At 70.7% G+C, this 22,144-nt stretch carries 16 protein-coding genes; 10 read left to right on the plus strand and 6 right to left on the minus strand.

Annotated features, from left to right (window positions below):
- Positions 1-23: 23 nt before the first annotated feature.
- Positions 24-1,424 (minus strand): cryptochrome/photolyase family protein, encoded by a 1,401-nt coding sequence (locus H036_RS0114855; protein WP_017935589.1) that lies wholly within the window; start codon positions 1,422-1,424, stop codon positions 24-26.
- A 30-nt stretch (positions 1,425-1,454) separates the two neighbouring features.
- Positions 1,455-2,246 (minus strand): MBL fold metallo-hydrolase, encoded by a 792-nt coding sequence (locus H036_RS0114860; RefSeq protein ID WP_017935590.1) that lies wholly within the window; start codon positions 2,244-2,246, stop codon positions 1,455-1,457.
- Positions 2,247-2,337: 91 nt separating this feature from the next.
- Between H036_RS0114860 and H036_RS0114865 the strand changes: the two genes are divergently transcribed.
- From H036_RS0114865 to H036_RS23015, 4 genes are all read left to right on the plus strand, one after another.
- A complete protein-coding gene (locus H036_RS0114865; protein ID WP_017935591.1) occupies positions 2,338-3,480 on the plus strand; it encodes a zinc-binding dehydrogenase in 1,143 nt (380 codons plus the stop codon).
- Positions 3,481-3,643: 163 nt separating this feature from the next.
- The gene (locus H036_RS23010) at positions 3,644-4,909 is read left to right on the plus strand and encodes an EfeM/EfeO family lipoprotein (protein WP_157417412.1); all 1,266 of its coding nucleotides are present in this window, start codon (positions 3,644-3,646) and stop codon (positions 4,907-4,909) included.
- Between the two features lie 29 nt (positions 4,910-4,938).
- Positions 4,939-6,192 (plus strand): iron uptake transporter deferrochelatase/peroxidase subunit, encoded by a 1,254-nt coding sequence (gene efeB / locus H036_RS0114875; RefSeq protein WP_017935593.1) that lies wholly within the window; start codon positions 4,939-4,941, stop codon positions 6,190-6,192.
- Between the two features lie 53 nt (positions 6,193-6,245).
- Complete coding sequence (locus H036_RS23015) at positions 6,246-8,321, plus strand: phospholipase C (RefSeq protein WP_017935594.1); 2,076 nt, start codon at positions 6,246-6,248, stop codon at positions 8,319-8,321.
- Positions 8,322-8,484: 163 nt separating this feature from the next.
- Here the strand turns inward: H036_RS23015 and H036_RS0114885 are convergent, their stop codons facing one another.
- The 4 genes from H036_RS0114885 to H036_RS0114900 all read right to left on the minus strand — a co-directional run bounded on the left by H036_RS0114885 (position 8,485) and on the right by H036_RS0114900 (position 13,688).
- Positions 8,485-9,942: an MFS transporter gene (locus H036_RS0114885; RefSeq protein ID WP_017935595.1), complete on the minus strand. Its 1,458-nt coding sequence runs from the start codon at positions 9,940-9,942 to the stop codon at positions 8,485-8,487.
- 201 nt (positions 9,943-10,143) lie between these two features.
- Positions 10,144-11,733: an acyl-CoA synthetase gene (locus H036_RS0114890; protein ID WP_017935596.1), complete on the minus strand. Its 1,590-nt coding sequence runs from the start codon at positions 11,731-11,733 to the stop codon at positions 10,144-10,146.
- 12 nt (positions 11,734-11,745) lie between these two features.
- Positions 11,746-12,897, minus strand: a complete 1,152-nt coding sequence (locus H036_RS0114895) for a DUF5938 domain-containing protein (protein ID WP_017935597.1) — start codon at positions 12,895-12,897, stop codon at positions 11,746-11,748.
- A 2-nt stretch (positions 12,898-12,899) separates the two neighbouring features.
- Entirely contained in the window at positions 12,900-13,688 is a 789-nt protein-coding gene (locus H036_RS0114900) for an SDR family NAD(P)-dependent oxidoreductase (protein WP_017935598.1), read from the minus strand.
- 190 nt (positions 13,689-13,878) lie between these two features.
- Between H036_RS0114900 and H036_RS0114905 the strand changes: the two genes are divergently transcribed.
- From H036_RS0114905 to H036_RS23025, 6 genes are all read left to right on the plus strand, one after another.
- Complete coding sequence (locus H036_RS0114905) at positions 13,879-14,538, plus strand: TetR/AcrR family transcriptional regulator (RefSeq protein WP_017935599.1); 660 nt, start codon at positions 13,879-13,881, stop codon at positions 14,536-14,538.
- Positions 14,539-14,682: 144 nt separating this feature from the next.
- The gene (gene leuS, locus H036_RS0114910; protein ID WP_017935600.1) at positions 14,683-17,112 is read left to right on the plus strand and encodes a leucine--tRNA ligase; all 2,430 of its coding nucleotides are present in this window, start codon (positions 14,683-14,685) and stop codon (positions 17,110-17,112) included.
- A 44-nt stretch (positions 17,113-17,156) separates the two neighbouring features.
- Positions 17,157-17,684, plus strand: a complete 528-nt coding sequence (locus H036_RS0114915) for an ATPase AAA (protein WP_026146075.1) — start codon at positions 17,157-17,159, stop codon at positions 17,682-17,684.
- A 173-nt stretch (positions 17,685-17,857) separates the two neighbouring features.
- Positions 17,858-18,718: a DegV family protein gene (locus H036_RS0114925; RefSeq protein ID WP_017935603.1), complete on the plus strand. Its 861-nt coding sequence runs from the start codon at positions 17,858-17,860 to the stop codon at positions 18,716-18,718.
- A gap of 129 nt (positions 18,719-18,847) precedes the next feature.
- The gene (locus H036_RS23020) at positions 18,848-19,837 is read left to right on the plus strand and encodes a helix-hairpin-helix domain-containing protein (protein WP_017935604.1); all 990 of its coding nucleotides are present in this window, start codon (positions 18,848-18,850) and stop codon (positions 19,835-19,837) included.
- A gap of 11 nt (positions 19,838-19,848) precedes the next feature.
- Positions 19,849-22,143: a ComEC/Rec2 family competence protein gene (locus H036_RS23025; protein WP_232421877.1), complete on the plus strand. Its 2,295-nt coding sequence runs from the start codon at positions 19,849-19,851 to the stop codon at positions 22,141-22,143.
- Position 22,144 lies beyond the last annotated feature (1 nt).

The following is a 22,144-nucleotide window of genomic DNA, read 5'->3' on the forward strand; positions in this document are numbered from 1 at the left end:
CCACGATCCTGCGTCGGCAGGCCTCAGCGTGCCTGCCGGCGCAGCTCCTCGTACGCCGCAAGCGTGTCCGCCCGCTGCTCGGCATGATCGACGATCGGTGCGGGGTAGCCGTCGGGCGGTCCGTCGGTCAGCCGCCACGGCTCGTGCACCTGACGAGCGTCGAGTGAGCGCAGCTCCGTGACCCAGCGCCTGATGTAGACCCCGTCGGGGTCGAACGTGCGCGACTGGGTGACCGGGTTGAAGATCCGGAAGTACGGCGCCGCGTCGGTGCCGCAGCCCGCCACCCACTGCCAGTTGTGCTGGTTGCTGGCCAGGTCGCCGTCGATCAGGTGCCGCAGGAAGTGCCGGGCCCCGTGCTGCCACTCGACGTGCAGGTCCTTGACCAGGAAGGACGCCACCAGCATCCGGACCCGGTTGTGCATCCAGCCCTCCGCGAGCAGCTGCCGCATCCCGGCATCGACCAACGGGTAGCCGGTCCGGCCGCGTTGCCAGGCTGAGAGCCGCTCCTCCAGCAGGCGACCGCCCACGTAGGGCAGTCCACGCAGCTCGGGGCGGAAGTAGTCGCGCGCGCTCGCCGGCCAGGCGGCGAGCACCGCGGCGTAGAACTCCCGCCACGCCAGCTCGCGCCGGAAGGTGTCGTCGTCCGGACCGAGGTCGGCGAGCAGGGTGCGCGGGTGGATGCTGCCGATCTTCAGGTAGGGCGAGAGTCGCGAGCTGCCGTCGACGTCGGCTCGCTCCCGCGCCTCGGGGTAGTCCGGCAGCCGCTCCCGGAACGCCGCCCAGGCCGCGAGGGCGGCGGCCTCGCCTGCCTCGGGCAGCACCGTGTCGCCGACCGACGGCTCGGTGGGAAGCGGCTCGCTCGGCACGCCGCGGGAGTGCGTCGAGATCGCCCAGTCGACCGTGCTCGCATCGGTCCTCGCCGGCGCCCGCCAGCCGTGCGCCACCCAGGCACGGTAGAAGGGGCCGTAGACCTGGAACGGCTTGTCGGACTTCGTCCGGATCCGGCCGGGCGCGACGGCGTACGGCGATCCGGTGGCGACCAGTGGCACCGGCTCTCCGGCGCCACGCAGCGCACCGAGCGCCTGTCGCACGCGCTCGTCGCGGGCGCTGCCGTACGGCGCGAAGTCGGCGCTGACGTGCACGCTCCCGGCACCCGTCTCGGCGACGACCGCGGGCACGACCTCCTCGGGCCGGCCGTGCCGGATCACCAGCCGGGTGCCGTGCTCGCGCAGGTCGCGATCGAGAGCGTGCAGCGAGCGCAGCACCCAGGCGGTGCGCGCCGCCCCGGAGGCGCGCAGCAGGGTCTCGTCGAGCACGAACAGTGGCACCACGCCGTCGCCGGCAGCGGCCGACGCGGCGGCATCGAGGGCGGGGTGGTCGCCGAGTCGCAGGTCGCGCCGGAACCAGAGCACGGACGCGCTCATGCCTCGGCGCACCTGGGCTCGGGGCACCCGTCAGAGACCCTGAGCACGTCGCAGCAGCGCCGGGTCGTGTGCGTTGACCAGCAGCAGGTCCGGCTCCGCTGCGGCCCAGAGCTCGGCCAGCCGCTGGTGGTTGCGTCGCACCAGCTGCCAGTCGTGGGCGAAGGAGCGCTCCGAGAGCTGCAGCGACAACGGGGTGCGGCCGGCTCGGGACAGCTGGCGCGCGTCATAGAACGCATCACCCGCGTGCAGTACCCAGTGCTCGCCGGCATCGACGGCGACCGCGGCATGCCCGCGGGTGTGGCCGGGCAGGCCGATGAGCACGATCCCGGAGCTGATCTCGGTCAGCTCGCGGGCCGCCGAGAAGCCACGCCAGGCTTCGCCGGCGAGAGGGGAGTGCTCGACGAGGTGCGGTCCGTGCGCGAGCTGGGCATCGCCGTACCGGGTCTTCTCCAGGCGGGTCTTCGGCTGAAGTGCCGCGCGTGCCTCGGCGGTGGTGAGGTGGACCCGGGCCTGCGGGAAGTCGCTCAGCCCGCCGATGTGGTCGCTGTCGCAGTGGGTCAGCACGATGTGGCGCACGTCCTCGGCGGCGAAGCCGAGCGCCTCGACCTGCCGCAGCGCCGTCTCGCGCTCGGCCAGGATCGGCCGGATCAGGTGGCGGGCGGGCCCGAGCCGCCCCGCCGGATCGGTGCCATCGGCGAGTCCGAACCCGGTATCGACCAGCACCAGGCCGGCGCTGTCGGTCTCGACGAGCAGGACGTGGGCCACCAGGCCCGGCGTCAGCGGTGGCCGCATGGTCCCGCAGTTGAGGTGGTGGACGCGCATCCCGCCAATCTAGGCCGTGCGCGAGCGATGGTGGGACAGGTTGTGACGGGTATCTGCCCGGCGCGCCCGGAGTCGTGCCAGACTCGGCGGCGTGAGAGCCGTCACCACCCACCAGGGTCGTCTCGAGGTCGCGGAGGTTCCCGACCTCGAGCCCGGGCCCGGTCAGATCCTGCTCGACGTCCTGCGCTGTGGCATCTGCGGCTCGGACCTACACGCGCGCACGCATGGCGACGTGACCGCCGACGCGCTGGCACAGATGGGGTACGCCGACTTCATCCGCTCGCGCGACACCGTCGTGCTGGGACACGAGTTCGTCGGGACGATCGCGGCGTACGGGCCCAAGACCCGAGGTTCCTGGAAGCTCGGCTCGCGGGTGGTGGCCCTGCCGATGCTCGGCACGGGCGACGGCGTCCAGCTGACCGGGCTCTCGCCGAAGGCACCCGGCGGCTACGCCGAGCAGGTGCTGGTCTCCGAGGCGTTCGCCTTCCCGGTGCCGGAGAAGGTCAGCGACGACCACGCCGCGCTGGTCGAGCCGCTCGCGGTCGCGCACCACGCCGTGCGCCGCAGCCAGATCGGCTCGCGCGAGGTCGCCGTCGTCGTCGGCTGCGGGCCGATCGGGCTGGCGGTGATCCTGCTGCTCAAGGCCGCCGGCGTGAGGACCGTCGTCGCCTCCGACCTGTCCGCGGGCCGGCGGGAGCTGGCCAAGCGGTGTGGGGCCGACATCGTCGTGGATCCGCGCGAGACCGACCCCTTCGACGCGTACGGCGAGCGCCGTGGCCACCTCCGTAGCGCTCAGGCGCTCTTCGACCTGGCGCTGGGCAGCATGCGCGCGGCCCGTAGCGTGCCGGGCCTGCCATGGGCGCGACTGATGCGGCTGGCGGAGAAGGCCGGTCAGGTGCCCAAGGGTCCGGTCGTCTTCGAGTGCGTCGGCGTGCCAGGGATGATCGACGACCTGGTGGCCAAGGCACCGCTGCGCTCGCGGGTGGTCGTGGTGGGCGTGTGCATGGAGCCCGACGCCATCCGGCCCTCGGTGGCGATCGGCAAGGAGATCGACCTCCGGTTCGTCTTCGGCTACGACCCTGCGGAGTTCCACGAGGTCCTGCAATGGATCGCGTCCGGCAGGCTCGACCCGACCCCGCTCGTCACCGGAACGGTCGGCCTCGAGGGCGTTGCCGACGCCTTCGCTGATCTGGCCGATGCCGGCGAGCACGCAAAGATCCTGATCAAACCATGACCAAAACATGATTCATACATGCCGAGTGCTCGCCTGCGGAAGTGCTGTCGCCCACCGGCTGCCATTCGTTCACCCGCTGGCCGGGTAAAGCAGGCGGTCGATTCTCGGAACGCCCCAAGACTCTCCCCGATCGCTCGCCGCGAGCGGCCGGGAAGAGTGGAACGTGACAGTGACCGGGGACCCCGGAGAGCGTCCGAAGCGGGATGGGCGTCGCCCCTCCAGGCGACGGACCGGCGCTGCCGTCGCCGTACTGGTCGTCGCCGCAGGGCTGATTGCGCTCGGCCGTCCGCACGGGCCGTCCTCGGATCCGGCCGAAACGGCCGCCGAGCCCGCGCACGCCGACGCCTCGGTGCCGGGCATCCCCGTCGAGGTCGGCGCCGACGTCTGCGGTGTCGGCTGGAAGGGCGGCAAGGCCGGTCCGCAGACGTTCGCTCTCTGGGACAACTCCTCGCTTGGCGTCGAGGTGTACCTGCAGAACGTCGGCACCGGCAAGGTCTACTTCGACGCCGAGGGCATCGGCGTCGACGTCACGCGCAGGTTCAGCGCGGTGATCGGGCCCGGCCACTACCGGTTCTACTGTCTGCCCGCCGATGCCGACGGTCTGCCGGGGCCTGCCGTGACGGTCACCGGCACGGAGCCGGGCACGACGACCGCGGCGATGACACCGGTGACCGATGCCGATCTGTTCGGCCCGATCAAGGCGTACCACGCCTGGGTCACCAGTCGATTCCCGACGCTGCTGCATCAGGTCCGGGCGCTCGACGCTGACCTGAGAAGCGGTGACGTGGCAGCGGCGAAGAGGGACTGGATCGCCGGCCACATGACCTACGAGACGATAGGCGCTGCCTACGACGCGTTCGGCGACGACAACGACGCGATCAATGCCATGCCCATGACCGGCAGCGACCCGGCAACGGACCCCGGCCTGGGCGGGTTCCACAAGATCGAGGCCCAGATGTGGGGCGGCGCGAAGCCGTCGGCAGTCGCCCCCGCGGCCCAAGCGCTCGTGCACGCGGTCGAGAGATTGCGCGCCGACTTCAAGGGCGAGCGATTGAACACGATCGACATCGGCCTGCGGTCCCACGAGATCATGGAGAACGCCGTCCAGTTCGTGCTCAACGGCACCGACGACGCCGGCAGCGGCACCTCGCTCGCGACGCTGGATGCCAACCTCACCGGCACGCTCGCGGCGATGAAGCCCATCCGGTCCCTCCTCCGCACGCGGGACACCGAGCTTGCGCGGACCGACCGCTGGATCAAGCGCTCGCAGCGCCTCGTGCGGTCCTACGACCACCACGGCGACTGGACACCGCTCACCGGACTGAGCGTCCGGCAGCGCGAGCTCCTCAACGCCACCATCTCGCAGACCACCGAGCTGCTCTCGCGCGTCGCGACCATCACCGAGCCGAGAGGGGCACCCCGCCAGTGACCGATCAGGAGTGCCCCTACCCGCACGGGATGAGCCGACGCGGTCTGCTCGGCCGTGCGATCGGAACTGCAGCGGGCGCCGCGGGCGTCGGCGCGCTCGCCCTCGTCGGTGGGGCCGAGGCCGCCCCGACCACGTCTCCGAGCGCCTCCGCGAGCGACGCGCCCGGCTCGTCCGCTGGCGCTTCGCGTGGGTCATACCCCTTCGAGGGCGCGCACCAGCAGGGCATCCTGACCGAGAAGCAGCGCCACGCCGCCTATGTGTCCCTCGACGTCACGGCGGCGAACCGTCGCGATCTCCAGGACCTGTTCAAGGTGATCACCGCGCAGGCCCGCTCGCTGACCGCCGGCGGGGTGACCACCGAGGCCGGTCTCGCCGAGACCGCACCCGACAATGGGATCGTCGGCCCGAGCGTCGCCGCGGATGGTCTGACCCTCACCCTCGGGGTCGGCGCGAGCCTGTTCGACCAGCGGTTCGGGCTCGCTCAGCGGAAGCCGGCGAGGCTGAGCCGGATGGAGCCGTTCCCGAACGACGCACTGAACCAGACGCTCTGCCACGGCGACCTGATGCTGCAGCTGTGCGCCGACAACACCGACACCGTTCTCCACGCGCTGCGCCAGATCGCCCGGGTGACTCGTGGCGGGATGCAGATCCGCTGGCGCCAAGACGGCTTCCAGTCTCCGCCTCGGCCGTCGGGCACGCCACGCAACCTGCTCGGCTTCAAGGATGGGACGGCCAACCCGTCGTTGGACGACGACGGCCTGATGGATCAGCTCGTCTGGACCAAGGGCGGCGGCGTAGAACCCGCATGGGTCGAGGGCGGAAGCTACCAGGCTGTGCGCATCATCCGGATGCTCGTCGAGTTCTGGGACCGCGTCTCGATCCTGGAGCAGGAGCGGATGTTCGGGCGGGCCAAGGACACCGGTGCGCCGCTGAGCGGTGACGCCGAGTTCGACACCCCCGTGTACGACCAGTACGGCGACACGATCGCCTACGACGCCCACATCCGGCTCGCCAACCCGCGGGTGCCGCATACCGATAACCAGCGACCATTCCGCCGCTCGTACAACTACGACAACGGCGTCGACCCGAACGGCAACCTCGACATGGGCCACCTGTTCGTGGCGTTCAACCAGGACCTCGAGCGGCAATTCATCACAGTCCAGAAGCGGCTGATCGACGAGCCGCTCGTCGACTACGTGTCGCCCGTCGGCGGCGGCTACTTCTTCGCGCTCCCTGGCGTTCAGGGCGGCGACGACTGGCTTGGTCGGGGGATGTTCGCCTGACGGACACGGCAGGCGCCCTGACCGAAGAAGGAAACGAGAAAGGAAAACAGGTAATGAGGAAGCCCACCATCCGGCGCTCCCGTGCTGCCATTGCGGCAACGGGCGTCGTCCTTGCGGGCGCGGGGCTGATCGGCGGTTCGCTGGTCTATGCCGCCACCGGCGGCAACGCCGACACCAGCACGCTGTCCGCGGACGCGGCCACCACCGCGACTCCGATCAAGCATCTCGTGGTGCTGTTCGGGGAGAACGAATCCTACGACCACTACTTCGGCACCTACCCGAAGGCGGCCAACACGGACGGAGTGCCCTTCACTGCACTCTCGAACACCCCGGCCAACACCAACCTGCTGTCGAACAACGCGGCGGCGCTGAAGAACAATCCGAACAGCGTCTCACCGTTCCGCTTCACCTACAGCCAGGCGCTGACCAGCTCGCAGGGTCACGGCTACGCCCAGGAGGAGCAGGCCGTCCAGGGCAGCTCGACCACGGCCGCGCCGGGCATGGACAAGTTCCCCGAGTCCACGTCGCACAACACCTGTAGCGCCCCGACGTACTGCACCTCGGGCACGAGCATGGGCTACTACGACGGCAACACGGCCACCGCGCTGTGGAACTACGCCCAGAACTACGCCATGAGCGACAACTCGTGGGACGACGTCTTCGGCCCCTCGACCAACGGCGCCCTCAACGTGATCTCCGGCCAGACCTACGGTGCGGTCAGCTTCGCCGCCACCAGCCGCGGGGAGAACCCGACGCCCGCCACCAACGCCGACCCGACGACGCCGGTCGCCAACAACGGCAGCGTCTCGGACAACCAGTTGAAGTCCGTCGTTCTGCCGACGTACAACGGCGCCGCCGCGGCCTCCGCCCAGCAGGTCTCGGTCGGCACGGACATCGGCGACCCCGACCCGGCCTACGACGACTGCGCCACCAACAGCGGCAATGTCGCCGGCATGCTCGGCCAGAACATCGGCGACGTGCTCAACGCGAAGAACGTCTCGTGGGGCTGGTTCCAGGGCGGCTTCACCCCGACCACCGCGTGGGACCCGACCACCGCCGGCAGCCACGCCGCCTGCGCGAGCACGCACAACAACATCGGAGGGGCGACCAACAGCACCAACGCGTCGGTGTCGGTGACCGACTACTCGCCGCACCACAACCCGTTCGAGTACTACGCCTCAACCGCCAACCCGCACCACCTGGCCGCCACACCCGGCGTGGCCATCGGCGCTGCCGACCCGCAGCACCAGAACAGCGACGGCAGCTACACCGGCGCCAACCACGAGTACGACTTGAGCGTCTTCGAGAACGCGATCGCCAATGACACCATCCCGGCCGTCTCGTACCTGAAGGCGGCGGCCTACCAGGACGGTCACCCCGGCAACTCGGACCCGATCGACGAGCAGCACTTCTACACCCGCGTCATCAACGCGCTGGAGAAGTCGCCGGAGTGGAAGAGCACTGCCGTCGTCATCGCCTACGACGACTCGGACGGTTGGTACGACCACGTCGCGCCGAAGATCACCAACGGCTCGAACAACGGCGTCAACGGCTCGAGCGACGACCAGAACATCTGCACCACGCCCGCCGGTGTCGCCGCGACCGCGCCGAAGACCAACACCGACGGCACCATCGAGAACGGCCGCTGCGGTCCGTCGCAGCGTCTGCCGATGCTCGTGATCTCGCCGTACTCGAAGCGCAACTACATCGACCACAGCCAGACCGGTCAGGCATCGGTGGTGAAGTTCATCGAGCAGAACTGGGGGCTCCCCAGCGTCGACGACGCTGCGGTCTCGGGCTCCTGGGACAAGCGTGATGGTGCGATCAGCAGCATGTTCAACTTCTCCGCGAAGCCGAACCTGACGCCGGTCCTCCTCAACACCAACGGAACCGTGCTGAGCGGTGGTCTCAAGCCGCCGGCCTCAGTGCCGGTGACCAAGCCGACGCACCCGAGCACTGCGCTCGCCGTTGCGAAGGCCCACCTCGCCAAGGACACCATGGCTCTAGCCAAGGCGAAGAAGGCGCTGAAGAAGAAGCACGGCGCTGCCAAGAAGGCCGCGCAGCACAAGGTCAAGAAGCTGCAGAAGAAGGTCAACGCCGACAAGCGGGCGGTCCGCGCCGCGTCCTGATCGGGGGGGTCCTCACCCGTGGGTGAGCGTGGCCATCATCAAGCAGATCGCCCCCGGACCCACGTGGGTCCGGGGGCGATCTGCTACGTCGAGAGGTCACTTTCCGCGGGTTGAGTGTCCAGCGTGGCTGGACACTCGACCCGCGGAAAGTGACCTCTCGACGTCAGAGCTCCGGCATCGCGTCCGCGTCGGGATGACGGGGCACCAGCAACGCCAGACCTGCGGCGACTACCGAGGCCACGATGCAGGCGGCGAACAGGGCGCGGTAGGACCCGAGCGTGGACCAGGCGGCGGCGTGGCCGTCGATCGTGGCGACCACGAGGTGCCCGGCGAGCATGGAGCCGCCGATGGCGCTGGCCAGCGAGGTGCCGAGCGAGCGAGCCAGCGAGTTGAGGCCGTTGGCCGCAGCCAGCTCGGTCACCGGTGTGTGCGTGTTGATCAAGGTGGGCATCGCGGCGTACCCGAGCGCGACCCCGACGCCGATGACGGCGGTGCCGACGACGATCTCCCACAGGTGGCCGGTCAGGGCGATCCGGAAGACCCAGCCCAGGCCGACGATGATCGCGCCGATCGCCAGCGTCTTGGGGGCGCCGATGCGGTGGATCATGGTGGCCGAGACGTTGGAGAGCAGCAGCATCATCAGGCCGGCCGGCAGCATGCACAGACCGCTGACCAGGATCGAGGAGGCGAAGCCGTAGCCGCTCTCCTTCGGTGCCTGCACGTACTGCGCGGTGCCGATCATCATCGCGAACAGCGCGAACCCGAAGAGAACCGAGGCGGTGTTCGTGAGCACGATCGGCTTGCGACGCAGCGCGGCCAGATCGACCAGCGGCTCGCGGGTGCGGGTCTGGACGAAGCCGAAGACGAGGAACAGTACGACGGCCAGCGCCAGCAGGCCGATCGTCTTCGCCGAGCCCCAGCCCCACTCGGAGGTCTGGGCGAGGGGCAGCAGCAACGCGACGAGTGCGGCGCTGAGCAGCACGGCGCCGACGTAGTCGATGCGGCCGCGAGAGCGGCTCGGCGCCTCCGGCACGACCAGCAGGATGCCGATCAGGGACAGTCCGCCGACGATGGCGGTGATCCAGAACAGCCAGTGGAAGTCGGCGTGCTCGCCGATGAGGCCGCCGATCGGCAGGGCGAGCGCGCTGCCGACACCGAGCATCGCACTGATCAGCGCGATCGCCGGGCCGACCTTGTCGCGGGGGAGCAGCGAGGCGAGCAGGCTGATGCCGAGCGGGATCGCGGCCATCGAGGCGCCCTGGATCGCGCGCCCGACGATGAGCAGGGGCACGTTCGAGGTCACGCCGCACAGCACCGAGCCGATGACGAGTGCGAGCACCGCGACCATCAGCATCAGGCGCTTGCCGAACATGTCGCCCAGCCGGCCGAACAACGGCACCGCCACGGCGCCGACGAGCAGCGTCGAGGTCAGCAGCCACTCGACGGTGGCGCTGGAGGGGTGCGAGGGGATCTGCTGCGGCAGGATGCCCAGGATCGGGATCAGCAGCGACTGCGAAAGAGCGACGGCGAGCGCCGCCGTGCCGACGATGAGCAGCTCCAGGCGGGCACGTCCGGGGGAGGTGTGGGAGGCGATGTCGGCTTCCCTGCTCGTCGTCGTCATGTCTCGAACTTTAATGGACGGAGCCTCCGCTTAGGCATTCGACAGGAGCGATGCGAGCGAGATCACGCCGCGGCGAGGGGAGAGACTAAGACGCCGCTGACCCGGCAGCGACCTTGACGAGATGGGGGGGTCCTCGCCTCAGGCCGCGCGGCAGGTCAGCGGCGCAGGGACATCTTCACACGGAGGGGAAGCGGTGCCAAATCATTCCGGCAAACAATCTTCGGGCCTGTGAGGGGCCTGTGCGACGAGGGTCGCCTTGATGTCGGTCTTGAGCACCTTACCGACCTTCGAACGAGGCAGGTCGGCCCAGATCTCGACCTGCTTGGGCGCCTTCACGCTGCCCAGCCGCTCCTTGACGAACGCTTCGGCTTCGCCCGGGGCCAGCCGCCGCCCGGGCAGCAGCTGCACCACCGCCGTCACCCGCTCGCCCCACTTGTCGTCGGGCAGCCCGATCACGGCACAGTCCTGCACCGAAGGATGCTGCATCAGCGCTTGCTCCACCTCGGTCGAGTAGACGTTGAAGCCGCCGGTGATGACCATGTCCTTGGCCCTGTCGACGATGAAGAGGAAGCCGTCCTCGTCGAGGTAGCCGATGTCGCCGGTGCGATGCCAGCCGTGGATGCTCGCCTCGGCCGATGCGGCCGGGTTGCGGAAGTAGCCGGCCATCACCAGCGAGCCGCGCACCACGATCTCTCCCCGCCCACCGCGGGGGAGGGTGGCGCCGTCCTCGCTCATGATCGCCACCCGCACCAGGGGGGACGGCCGACCGGCCGAGGCGAGCCGCTCGCGCGCGACTTTCCCATCGGGAAGGAAGTGATCGCGCGGAGCAAGAGTGGAGATCATCATCGGCGCCTCCGTCTGGCCGAAGAGCTGGGCCATCACGGGTCCGATCCGGGTCAGCGCCTCCTCCAGGCGGGTCGGCGACATCGGCGCCGCGCCGTACCAGAAGCACTGCAGCGAGCCCAGGTCGGTCGCGTCGAGCTCCGGGTGGGCGAGCAGCATGTAGATCAGCGTCGGCGGTAGGAAGGTGTGGGTCACCCGGTGTCGCGCCACGTGCTCCAGGAAGCTGCCGACGTCGGGCGTGCGCATCACCACGATCTCGCCACCACGGGCCAGCACCGGGAAGCACAGCACCCCGGCGGCGTGGGTCAGTGGCGCCAGGGCGAGGTAGACCGGCCTGTCCTCGAACGGGTAGCTCATCAGCGTGATCGCCGTCATCGCCTCGAGGTTGCCCTCCGTGAGCATCACCGCCTTGGGTCGGCCGGTGGTACCGCCGGTGCCGACGAGCATGGCGAGGCCCGTACCGGCGGGGTCGTCCGGTGGTCGAGGTGCGGGCGGGGCGAGGCTCGAAGCCTCCGTGGCAGCCAGGAACTCCGCCCATGTCAGCGCCCCGTCCACGGCCGCGTCCAGGCACACCAGCGTGGTGAGCCGGGGGAGCTGGTCACGGATGGTGGCGACCAGGCCGGCGTAGGCGGACTGGAAGACCAGCGCCCGGGCACCGAAGAGCTCGAGCAGCTCCCGGTTCTCGGCGGCCTCGTTGCGCGGGTTGATCGGGCACCAGACCGCGCCGACCCGGCTGATCCCGAAGACGGTGGTGAACGCCGTCGGGTCGTTCGACGACAGGATCGCGACCGGGTCGCCGCGGCCGATGCCCTGCGCCCGCAGCGCATCGGCGATCCGGTGGCTGAGCACCTGGACCTCGGCGTAGGTCGAGGTCGTCCCGTCGGTCGTCAGGCACGGCGCGGACGGATCCACGTCCGCACCCTTGTCCAGGTAGTCGGCGAGTCGCATCGTCGGGCCCCGTCATCCGGCCTGTCGGGTCACGACCGGCTCGGCGACGAGTCCGAAGGCACGCAGCTGGCCGAGCAGCTCGCGGTGGCCGAAAGCCTGGCACCCCGAGGCGAAGCCGACCCGCAGCGGAGGCTGCTGCAGCAGCGAGTACGCCGCGAAGGCCTGCAGCAGACCCGTCTGCTTGTAGTTCTGGTTCCCGTGGATGACGCAGTGTGCGCGTCCCAGCGGACCCGAGGCGTGCACCGAGTCCAGAGACTTGTTGAGCCGCGGGTTCTCCCGCGGCGGCATCTGGTTCATCACCTGGGCCGCGGTCGCGGTCAGCGCTTCGTCACGCTGCTCGGCGTCCATGTCCTTGGTCGCCTCCAGCGCGCCGGCGACGATCTGGGGGACACCGTTCATCAGGGCGGCGTTGAAGACCCCGCCCTGGGCCTTGCAGGTGGCCACCCGCGGATCGCGCTTGAACCAGACCGGGTGCGAGGTGCCGCCCCAGGGCAGTGACTGCGCCAGCTCGTGCTGCCCCGGCACGACCAGCGGCACCAGGCCCTGGGTCGGATCGAAGGGCACGTAGCTGTTCTGCTCCAGGTAGTGCGCGACCGACGTGGCCGCGTTGACCAGGATGGTCCGGGTCGAGGCGATCGTGGGGGAACCGCCCCAGAACACGGCGATGTCCAGCGTGTCCAGGCCGGGTTGCTCGAGACAGATCTGGGCCGCGATCTCGCCGGTGGTGTACATCTGGGCGATACCCGGTGCCAGCAGGAGGCCGGCTGCGGCGAAGTGCGCGCCGTACTGCTCCTCGCAGGTGATCAGCCAGTCCTGCTCGCCGGTGGTGTCGGTGTAGTGGGTGCCGGCCGCGAGGCAGGCCTGCACGACCTCGGGGCCGTACTGGGAGAACGGGCCGACGGTGTTGAGCACCACCTGCGCGCCGGTGAACAGCTCGGTCAGCGCCTCGACGGTGTGCTCCACCACGGCGACCTCGTAGTCGGCGGTCTCGACGCCGGGCACGTTGCTGGCCAGCGCGTCCTTGAGCCGCTGCTCGGAGCGGCCGGCGGCGATGAAGGGGATGCCGAACTCGCGCAGGTACTCGCACACCAGCCGGCCGGTGTAGCCGGAGGCGCCGTAGACGACGACGGGGCGCTTGCTCGGTGCGCTGCTCTGGATCGACATGCTCACATCCCCATCCCGCCGTCGACCGGCAGCCCGACGCCGGTGATGAAGCGCGCGCGGTCCGTGGCGAGGAAGACGACCGCGTCGGCCATGTCCTCGACGGTGCCGAGCCGGCCGGCCGGCGTCAGACCGACCACGCCCTCGACGGCCGCCTGGGGCGACTCGAACAGCCCGAGCGCGGCGACGTCGCTGGCCAGGCCGGCGCCCATCTCGGTGGGCACCAGGCCGGGGTAGACGCAGTTGACCCGGACGCCGTAGCCGAGCTTGCCGCTCTCCATCGCCGCCACCCGGGTGAGCCGATCGACCGCCGACTTGGTGGCGGAGTAGACGGCGATCCCCGGGAACGCGATGGTGGCCGCCACCGATGAGACGTTGATGATCGTGCCGCCCTGGCCCGCGGCGCCGCCGGGGCGCATCGTGCGCAGGCCGTGCTTGAGACCGAGCGAGGTGCCGAGGACGTTGACCTCGAGCATGGTGCGCACATCGGCCGGGTCGAGCTCGGTGATCAGGCTGGTGATCTCGACGCCGGCGTTGTTGACCAGGATGTCCAGGCCGCCGAGCTCTCCGACGGCCGCGGTCAGCGCGCTGGCCCAGCCGGAGTCATCGGTGACATCGAGGTGCACGAAGCCGTGACCCTCGCCGAGGTCGGCCGCCACCTTGGCGCCGAGATCGTCCTTCACGTCCGCGACGACGACCGACGCGCCCGCCGCGGCAAGCGCGCGGGCCATGCCCTCCCCGAGACCTTGGGCCCCGCCGGTGACCACGGCCCTGCGACCGCTGAGTTCGCTCATCTGCTGCTCCTGGTGAGTGGATCGAGTCGAATCGTCGTGTGACGCCAGTCACACGCTGGCCGTTAACTTGACGGTTGTCAAGATAAATCCGGACAGATGACCAAAATTCGGGGAGCCCGCCGAAACGCCGCTCCCGCCACGGCGGGAGCGGCTACAGTGGCGAGGTTGCTGGCTGCGAAAGGGGTGCGCGATGGGCGCCGATCTCATGGAGGAGTCCACGGGCGCTGTCCCGAGTCTCGCCCCGCCCCGTCGTCGCGGCACGGTCGACAAGCACCAGGAGCGTCGAGACCAGCTCGCGGAGTCGGCGCTGGTCACCCTGGGAGAGCTCGGCTACGCCCGCACCAGCCTGCGCGACATCGCGGCCAACTCGCCGTTCAGCCACGGCGTCGTGCACTACTACTTCCGCGACAAGAACGAGCTGATCGTCTACTGCGTGCGGTTCCACAAGTCCACGTGCGTGCTGCGCTACGACGACGTGGTGGAGAGTGCGGGATCGAGCGAGGAGCTGGTCGACGGCTTCGTCGCCAAGTTGCGCGAGACGCTCACCGCCGACGCTCCGATGCACCGCCTCTGGTACGACCTGCGCACCGCCAGCATGTTCGAGGAGCCGCTGCGCGCGACGGTCGCGCTGATCGACGGCTGGCTCCAGGACATGGTGTGGCGGGTCCTCGCCCGCTACGCGAGCCTGGCGGGGAAGGGCGTCGCCGTGACGCCTGCGGTGGCATACGCGATCGTCGACGGGCTCTTCCAGCAGGCGCTGCTGGCCATGCACGACCAGCCCGCCGAGTCGTTGGACCGGATCGACCGATCCGTCCGGGACCTGCTGCCCAGTCTGCTTCTGTCCGCCTGAGTGGAGTAACCTGAGCGCGTGCAGACGAGCGCCCTCCTTCTTCATCAGCCGCGCTGATTCATCTGATCGCGCGGCAACCCCTCCCTGCGAGGGGTTTTTTCATGTCAGGGGCGCTCGAGGTCGAGCGGTAGAGGAACGAGAACGATGACGCAGGAGCAGCAGGAGACCGCGGCGTACGACGCCACGGAGCTGCAGGAGAAGTGGCGACCGGTGTGGGAGCGGCTGGACCCGTTCAAGGCCGGGCTGCGCGAGGGCGCCGAGAAGCGCTACGCGCTGACGATGTTCCCCTACCCCTCCGGCGATCTGCACATGGGCCACGCCGAGGTGATGGCGCTGCACGACGTGATCGCACGGTACTGGTGGCAGCGCGGCTACGACGTCCTCAACCCGATCGGTTGGGACTCCTTCGGTCTGCCGGCCGAGAACGCCGCGATCAAGCGCAACGAGCACCCGGCGCAGTTCACCTACGCCAACATCGAGGTCCAGGCCGAGTCCTTCAAGCGGTACGGCGTCAGCTTCGACTGGTCGACCCGTCTGCACACCTCGGACCCGGAGTACTACCGGTGGACGCAGTGGCTGTTCCTCAAGTTCCGGGAGTGGGGCCTGGCCTACCGCAAGAACTCCCCGGTCAACTGGTGTCCCAACGACCAGACCGTGCTGGCCAACGAGCAGGTGCTGGCCGACGGTACGTGTGAGCGGTGTGGTGCGGTCGTCACCAAGAAGGAGCTCACCCAGTGGTACTTCAAGATCACCGACTACGCCCAGCGGCTGCTCGACGGCATCGACCGGCTCGAGGGCAGCTGGCCTGAGCGGGTCGTCCACTCGCAGCGCAACTGGATCGGTCGCTCCGAGGGTGCCCACGTCGACTTCGTGCTGCAGTTGGCCGACGGCTCGCAGCGCACCGTCACCGTCTTCACCACTCGACCGGACACGCTCTCGGGCGCGACGTTCATGGTGATCGCGGCCGACGCCGCCCTCGCCTCGGAGGTGGTGGCCCCCGGCCGGGCCGGCGAGCTGGCGAGCTACCTGGAGGAGGTCCGCAAGGCCTCCGACATCGACCGCCTCGCCACCGACCGGCCCAAGACCGGTATCGACCTGGGCATCACCGCGACCAACCCGCTGACCGGCGAGCAGATCCCGGTCTGGGCCGCCGATTACGTGCTGGCCGACTACGGCACCGGCGCGATCATGGCGGTGCCGGCGCACGACGACCGCGACCGCGAGTTCGCGGAGGTCTTCGGGCTGCCGATCGTCCCGGTGTACACGGAGTCCGACGATGAGGGCGACCAGCCCTACGACAAGGCCGCCGAGGTCGCCGCTGCGATCGCGAAGCTCGAGGCCGCCGGCACCGGCCAGCGGACCGTGAACTACCGGCTGCGCGACTGGCTGCTCTCCCGCCAGCGGTTCTGGGGTGCGCCGATCCCGATCATCCACTGCGAGGCCTGTGGCGAGGTCGCGGTGCCGGAGTCGGAGCTGCCCGTGCGGCTGCCCGACGACGTACGCGGCGAGGAGCTGAAGCCCAAGGGCAGCTCGCCGCTGGCCGCCATCGCCGAGTGGGTCAACGTCGAGTGCCCGCAGTGCGGCGGGCCGGCCAAGCGCGACTCCGACACGATGGACACCTTCGTCGACTCGTCGTGGTACTACCTGCGCTACGTCTCCCCGAAGCTGGACACGGCTCCGTTCGACGTCGAGCTGATGCGCGAGTGGGGCCCCATCGATCAGTACGTCGGCGGCGTCGAGCACGCCGTGCTGCACCTGCTCTACAGCCGCTTCTTCACCAAGGTGCTGCACGACCACGGCTACCTCGACTTCGAGGAGCCCTTCAGCCGCCTGATGAGTCAGGGCGTGGTGATCAACCAGGGCAAGAAGATGTCGAAGTCGCTCGGCAACGGCGTCAACCTGGGCGATCAGCTCGACGAGTATGGCGTGGACGCCGTGCGTCTGACGCTGGTCTTCGCCGGCCCGCCCGAGGACAACATCGACTGGGCCGACGTCTCGCCGGCCGGCTCGCTGCGCTTCCTCCAGCGCGCCTGGCGGTTGGCGGGCGACGTGACGTCGGCTCCTGGAGCCCCGGTGGCCGAGGGCGACGTCGCCCTGCGGCGGGCGACCCACAAGACGCTGCACGAGGTCGAGCACCTCATGGAGACCTATCGGTTCAACGTCGTGGTCGCGCGCACCATGGAGCTGGTCAACGCCACCCGCAAGGCGATCGACACCGGCTGCGGCCCGGCTGACCCAGCGGTGCGCGAGGCCGTGGAGGCGATCGCGATCCTGCTGTCGCTGGTCGCGCCGTACACGGCCGAGGAGATGTGGGAGCGGCTCGGTCACGAGCCGACCGTTGCCCGCGCCGGCTGGCCGGTCGTCGAGGACGCGCTGCTGGTCGATGACACCGTCACGGCTGTCGTCCAGGTCGCCGGCAAGGTCCGCGCGCGTCTGGAGGTCCCGCCGGCGATCACGGAGGCCGATCTGGAGGCTGCTGCGCTGGCCGACCCGGCGATCGTCGCGCTGCTGGACGGCGCGGCTCCCAAGAAGGTCATCGTGCGCGCGCCGAAGCTGGTCAACATCGTCCCCTGAGGGCGTTGAGAGGTCACCTTTCGCCGGTCGAGAGGTCAGTTGTCGTGCGACGAGTGCTCGTGGTCGATACCTCCGGTGCCGGCAAGACCACCCTGGCCGGGCGGATCAGCGCCCGGCTGGGGATCGAGCACGTCGAGATCGACGCGCTCTTCCACGGACCGGCGTGGACGCCGCGGCCTGAGTTCCTCGACGATGTGCGGACGCATCCCGCACGGGAGGCGTGGGTCACCGAGTGGCAGTACGCCGCCGCACGTCCGCTCCTGCTCGAGCGCGCCACCTTGGTGGTCTGGCTCGACCTTCCGCTGTGGCTGTGGTTGAGCCGCGTCGTGCGGCGGACGGTGCAACGGCGCTGGCGGCGTACTGAGCTCTGGAACGGCAACGTGGAGGCATCACTGTGGCGCTCCTTCACCGAGGGGATCATCCGGTGGGCCTGGCGCACCCGGCGAAAGTACGACGACCTGCCCGCCCAGCTCCTCACGGCCGGGCGGGGCGGCCTGCCGCTGGTGCGGCTGCGCTCCCGAGCCGAGGTCGAGGCGTGGCTCGCCACCCTGCCCGTGCCCGCTAGAGAGTGAGCCAGCAGATCGCGGTCAGCAGCGCCACCAGGGCGAGCACCAGGATGATCCCGGGCAGCTCGGCGGGGTCGCTGTTCCGCTCGCGTTCGTTGATCTCGATCGTCATGGTTCACCCCAGGTACCCCGATCCTCGCCCCACTGTCATCACGATGCCGACCGGATAGGGTTTCGCCATGGCCCCGGCACCGAAGGTTGCGGTCGTCACCGACTCGACCGCCCTGTATCCGTCGGGCGAGATGCCGGAAGGCGTCACGGTGGTCCCGCTCCAGGTGATCATCGACGGCGAGTGTTTCGCCGAGGGGGGCGAGCAGGCCTCGCCGGAGGCGGTGATAGCCGCCTTCGCCGCGAAGAAGAGGGTCACCACCTCCCGGCCGGCGCCCGCGACCCTGCGCGAGGTCTATGCCCAGCTCGCCGCCGAGGGATACGCCGAGATCCTCTCGATCCACCTCTCCGGCGACATGAGCGGCACCTTCGAGTCGGCCCAGCTTGCGGCCCGTGAGACGGCGATCCCGGTGGTGGCGCTCGATACCCGAGCGGTCGGGCCGAGCGTCGGGTTCGCGGCCGCAGCGGCCGTCGCCGCCGTACGGCGCGGGGCGTCGGCGACCGAGGCGGCGCTCGTCGCCAAGGCGCGGGCCGAGGCGACCCAGTCGCTGATCTACGTCGACTCGCTGGAGCCGATGCGTCGCGGTGGTCGGATCGGTACGGCGGCGGCGGTGCTCGGCTCGGCGCTGGCGGTCAAGCCGCTGCTCACATTCGCGGACGGCCGCATCGTGGTCAAGGAGAAGGTCCGCACCGCCCAGCGGGCGCTTGCGCGGATGGCGGAGCTGGCCATCGACGCAGCCGGCGAGGGACCCGTCGAGGTGGCTGTGGCGCACCTGGCCGCGGAGGATCGGGCTGAGCATCTGGCTGCCGCGCTGTCCGAGCGGCTCGCCGCTCAGCTGGCCCTCCCGGTGCGCTGCGGTCAGGTGGGGGCGGGCCTCGGGGCCCACGTCGGACCCGGGATGCTCGCGGTCGTGGTGACCCCGGCGCTCTGACGGCCGCCTCGCCGCGCTCCCGGGGGCGTGACCGGCACTTTCCGTCCACAGCGCGGTGACGGAGCCGCTCTCTCCCCAGGCGCCTGGGTGGGTCGCGCGCCGCCGCCCGATCGTTCCTAGCGTCGAGCCATGCGCACACGACCCGACGCCCATCAGCAGACCCTGGCCCGCCGGCTCGCGCTGCTGCAGGCCGACGTTCCTGCCGAGGAGTGGGATGACGAGGAGGACGCAGATCCCGGGTGGTGGGGGGCCCGCACCAGTGTCCGGGACGAGGTCGTCGAGCCGCCTCCGGCCGTGCCTCCGGCGCAGACTCCAGCGCAGACTCCAGCGCCCGTGCTCGTATCGATGCCCATCCCGGGCCGACACGCCTCGCGGCGATCGATCGCCTTCACCCCGCAGCTGCCGGAGACCCTGCGGGGTCGGGTGCGGCTCGGAGCGGCGCAGCTCGCGGTCGTCGCCCTCGTGCTCGTCGTCGCCCTGCTGGTGACGTGCTGGTGGTTGGCACGGGGCCGCGCCTCCGTGCTGGCGTCGCCCACGCCGACCGGCGCGTCTGCCTCCGCGTCAGCCGCGCCTCTGGTCACGCTACCCAGCCCAGGCACCGCGACCGCGCCGGCTGCCGCACCGGCGGCGAGCTCCGCCGCGGGTGCCGCTCCGGCGGCGTCCCCGGGTGGGTTGGTGACAGTGGACGTGGAGGGGAAGGTCGGCCGCCCCGGGATCGTCGCCGTCCCGGCCGGCTCCCGCGTGACCGATGCGCTGAAGGCCGCCGGGGGAGTCTCTCGCCGCCGTGCACTGGGCGGCCTCAACCTGGCTGCGGTGCTCGTGGACGGTCAGCAGATCGTCGTCGGCGCCGGTGCCTCCGGGGCCGGCACCTCGGGCGGCGTGAACGGTGCTGCTGACCCGGCTGCTGCGGGCACAGCGACCTCCGACGCGCCCGTCAACCTCAACACGGCGACGGCGGAGCAGCTCGACACCCTGCCCGGAGTCGGCCCGGTCACCGCCCAGTCGATCCTGGAGTGGCGGGAGCAGAATGGCGGGTTCACCTCGGTGCAGGAGTTGCTCGAGGTCGACGGCATCGGTCCTGCCACGCTGGCCAAGCTGACACCGCACGTGACGCTCTGAGTGTGCCGGCCGTGCGTGACCTCCGCCTGCCGGTGCTCGGCGCCTGCGCCTGGGTAGGCGGGTTGCTGGCCGCCGTCTCCGGCCACGCGGCCGAGCTGACCGGCGCGCTGATCCTGGTGATCGTGACCGCCGGGGTGGTCCTCGCGCTGCGGCGGCCGTCCCTTCGGCCCAGCGTGGTCGCAGGGCTCGCGGTGCTTCTGACAGTGCTCGCCGTCGCCGGTCTGCGTGTCGACCAGGTGCGGCACGATCCCGTCGCCCAGCTCGCCGAGCGCGGTGCCATGGCCGACATCGTCGGGGTGGTGACCTCCGACCCACGCACGGTCGTGGAGGCGCATGCCACCCAGCAGTTGCTGCGGCTGAAGGTCCGGCGGGCTACGGGGCGCGGCACCACCTTCGCCGTCAACGTTCCGGTGATCCTGCTCGGTGACGCGTCGTGGTCGCACGTCCCACTCGGTACGACGGTCGCCACCTCCGGCAGGCTGGTGGCCGCCGACGAGTCCGACGTCGCGGCGCTCTTCCTCGCCCGCGACGCGCCGCACCGGGTCGCGGAGCCGGGACCATGGTGGCGGGCCTCCGGTCGGCTGCGAGCGTCCATCCGGGACTCGGTGTCGCATCGGCCGCCAGCCGAGCGCGCGATCGTGCCGGCGCTGGTCGACGGTGACGAGAGCCGGGTCGACGACGCACTCGCCGACGACTTCCGCACCACCGGCCTCACCCACCTACTGGCCGTATCGGGGACCAATCTGACGCTCGTCGTCGGCTTCCTGCTGCTGGTGGCCCGCTGGGCCGGCGTGCGTGGTCGCTGGCTGCCGGTGGTCGCGGCGATCGGCATCGCAGGTTTCGTGCTGCTGGCACGGACCGAGCCGAGCGTCTTGCGTGCGGCGGCGATGGGATCGGTGGGTCTGCTGGCGATGGGGCACAACGGCCGGTCGAGGGCGTTGCGCGGCCTCGGCGCGGCGGTCGTCGTGCTCATGCTCCTCGACCCCGGTCTGGCGACGTCGGCCGGCTTCGCGCTCTCGGTGCTGGCGACGGCCGGCATCCTGCTGCTCGGCCCCGCCTGGCGCGACGCGCTGGCCCGGTGGCTGCCGCTGTGGCTGGCTGAGGCCATCGCCGTACCGGCCGCCGCGCAGCTGGCGTGCACGCCGCTGATCGCCGTCATCTCCGGTCAGGTCAGCGTGGTGGCGGTGCTGGCGAACCTGCTGGCCGAGCCGGCCGTCGGTCCGGCGACCGTGCTCGGGCTGCTGGGCGGCCTGGGCGGCCTGGTCTGGCCCTTGTCTGGGCGTTGCTGCGGCTGGCTGGCCTCCTGGTGCGTGGCCTGGATCGTGGCCGTTGCCCGACACACGGCGGCGTTGCCGACCGCTGCCGTCGACTGGGGCACGGGGGTCGTTGCGATCGGCGTGCTGACGGCGCTCACCGTCGTGGTCGGCCTGTACGCGCCCCGACTGCTGCGACATCGCGGCGTCGGCGCCACCTGCTGCCTGAGCCTGGTGGTGGCCACCGCGGTGCGCTGGCCGACGCCGGGGTGGCCCCCACGAGACTGGGTCTATGCGGTCTGCAACGTCGGCCAGGGTGACGGCACCGCCCTCCGGGTAGGCGAGCACGCGGCGATCGTGGTCGACGCCGGGCCCGATCCGCGCCCGATGGACGCCTGCCTCGACCGTCTGGGCGTGCGTCAGGTTCCGCTGTTCGTGCTCACCCACTTCCACGCCGACCACGTGGACGGAGTCGCGGCCGTCTTCGACGGCCGCCGCGTCGACCAGGTGTGGACCACCCGGCTGCAGGATCCGCCCGAGGGCGTCGCGGCGCTCCAGCAGGCCGCGCGGGCGGCGGGCGTGGTGCCGGTGCCGGTGCCGGCACCGTACGGCGCGACCGTCCGGGTCGGCGAGGTAACGCTGCAGGTGCTGTGGCCGCTGCCTGACTCGCCCACCGAGGGCCCTGGCGACGGCTCGACCGCCAACGGTGCGAGCGTCGTGCTCCTGGCACGCACCCACGGCATCCGGATCCTCCTCACCGGCGACGTCGAGCCGGAGGGCCAGGAGGCGATCGCCCGAGCGGTGCCAGGTCTGGGCGTCGACGTGCTGAAGATCCCGCACCACGGCTCGCGCTACCAGGACGAGGCCTGGCTGCTGGGTCTGCATCCCCGGCTGGCGATCGCATCGGTCGGGGCCGACAACGACTACGGCCACCCGGCAGCGTCGACGCTGGATCCGCTCGCTGCGGCGGGCGTCCGGGTCCTGCGCACCGACCGCGACGGCTCGGTCGCCGTCACAGTCGGCGCGCATGGACTGGGCTATGCAGCGCGGTGAG

The organism is Nocardioides sp. Iso805N (genome assembly GCF_000364605.1).
In the GTDB taxonomy this organism is placed as follows: Bacteria; Actinomycetota; Actinomycetes; order Propionibacteriales; family Nocardioidaceae; genus Nocardioides.

Excerpts from the sequence above, each read along its gene's own strand:
- H036_RS0114855 (WP_017935589.1), bottom strand. The coding sequence starts at position 1,424 with ATGAGCGCGTCCGTGCTCTGGTTCCGGCGCGACCTGCGACTCGGCGAC.
- H036_RS0114860 (WP_017935590.1), bottom strand. The coding sequence starts at position 2,246 with ATGCGCGTCCACCACCTCAACTGCGGGACCATGCGGCCACCGCTGACG.
- efeB (WP_017935593.1), top strand. The coding sequence starts at position 4,939 with ATGAGCCGACGCGGTCTGCTCGGCCGTGCGATCGGAACTGCAGCGGGC.
- H036_RS23015 (WP_017935594.1), top strand. The coding sequence starts at position 6,246 with ATGAGGAAGCCCACCATCCGGCGCTCCCGTGCTGCCATTGCGGCAACG.
- H036_RS0114885 (WP_017935595.1), bottom strand. The coding sequence starts at position 9,942 with ATGACGACGACGAGCAGGGAAGCCGACATCGCCTCCCACACCTCCCCC.
- H036_RS0114890 (WP_017935596.1), bottom strand. The coding sequence starts at position 11,733 with ATGCGACTCGCCGACTACCTGGACAAGGGTGCGGACGTGGATCCGTCC.
- H036_RS0114895 (WP_017935597.1), bottom strand. The coding sequence starts at position 12,897 with ATGTCGATCCAGAGCAGCGCACCGAGCAAGCGCCCCGTCGTCGTCTAC.
- H036_RS0114900 (WP_017935598.1), bottom strand. The coding sequence starts at position 13,688 with ATGAGCGAACTCAGCGGTCGCAGGGCCGTGGTCACCGGCGGGGCCCAA.
- H036_RS0114905 (WP_017935599.1), top strand. The coding sequence starts at position 13,879 with ATGGGCGCCGATCTCATGGAGGAGTCCACGGGCGCTGTCCCGAGTCTC.
- leuS (WP_017935600.1), top strand. The coding sequence starts at position 14,683 with ATGACGCAGGAGCAGCAGGAGACCGCGGCGTACGACGCCACGGAGCTG.
- H036_RS0114925 (WP_017935603.1), top strand. The coding sequence starts at position 17,858 with ATGGCCCCGGCACCGAAGGTTGCGGTCGTCACCGACTCGACCGCCCTG.
- H036_RS23020 (WP_017935604.1), top strand. The coding sequence starts at position 18,848 with ATGCGCACACGACCCGACGCCCATCAGCAGACCCTGGCCCGCCGGCTC.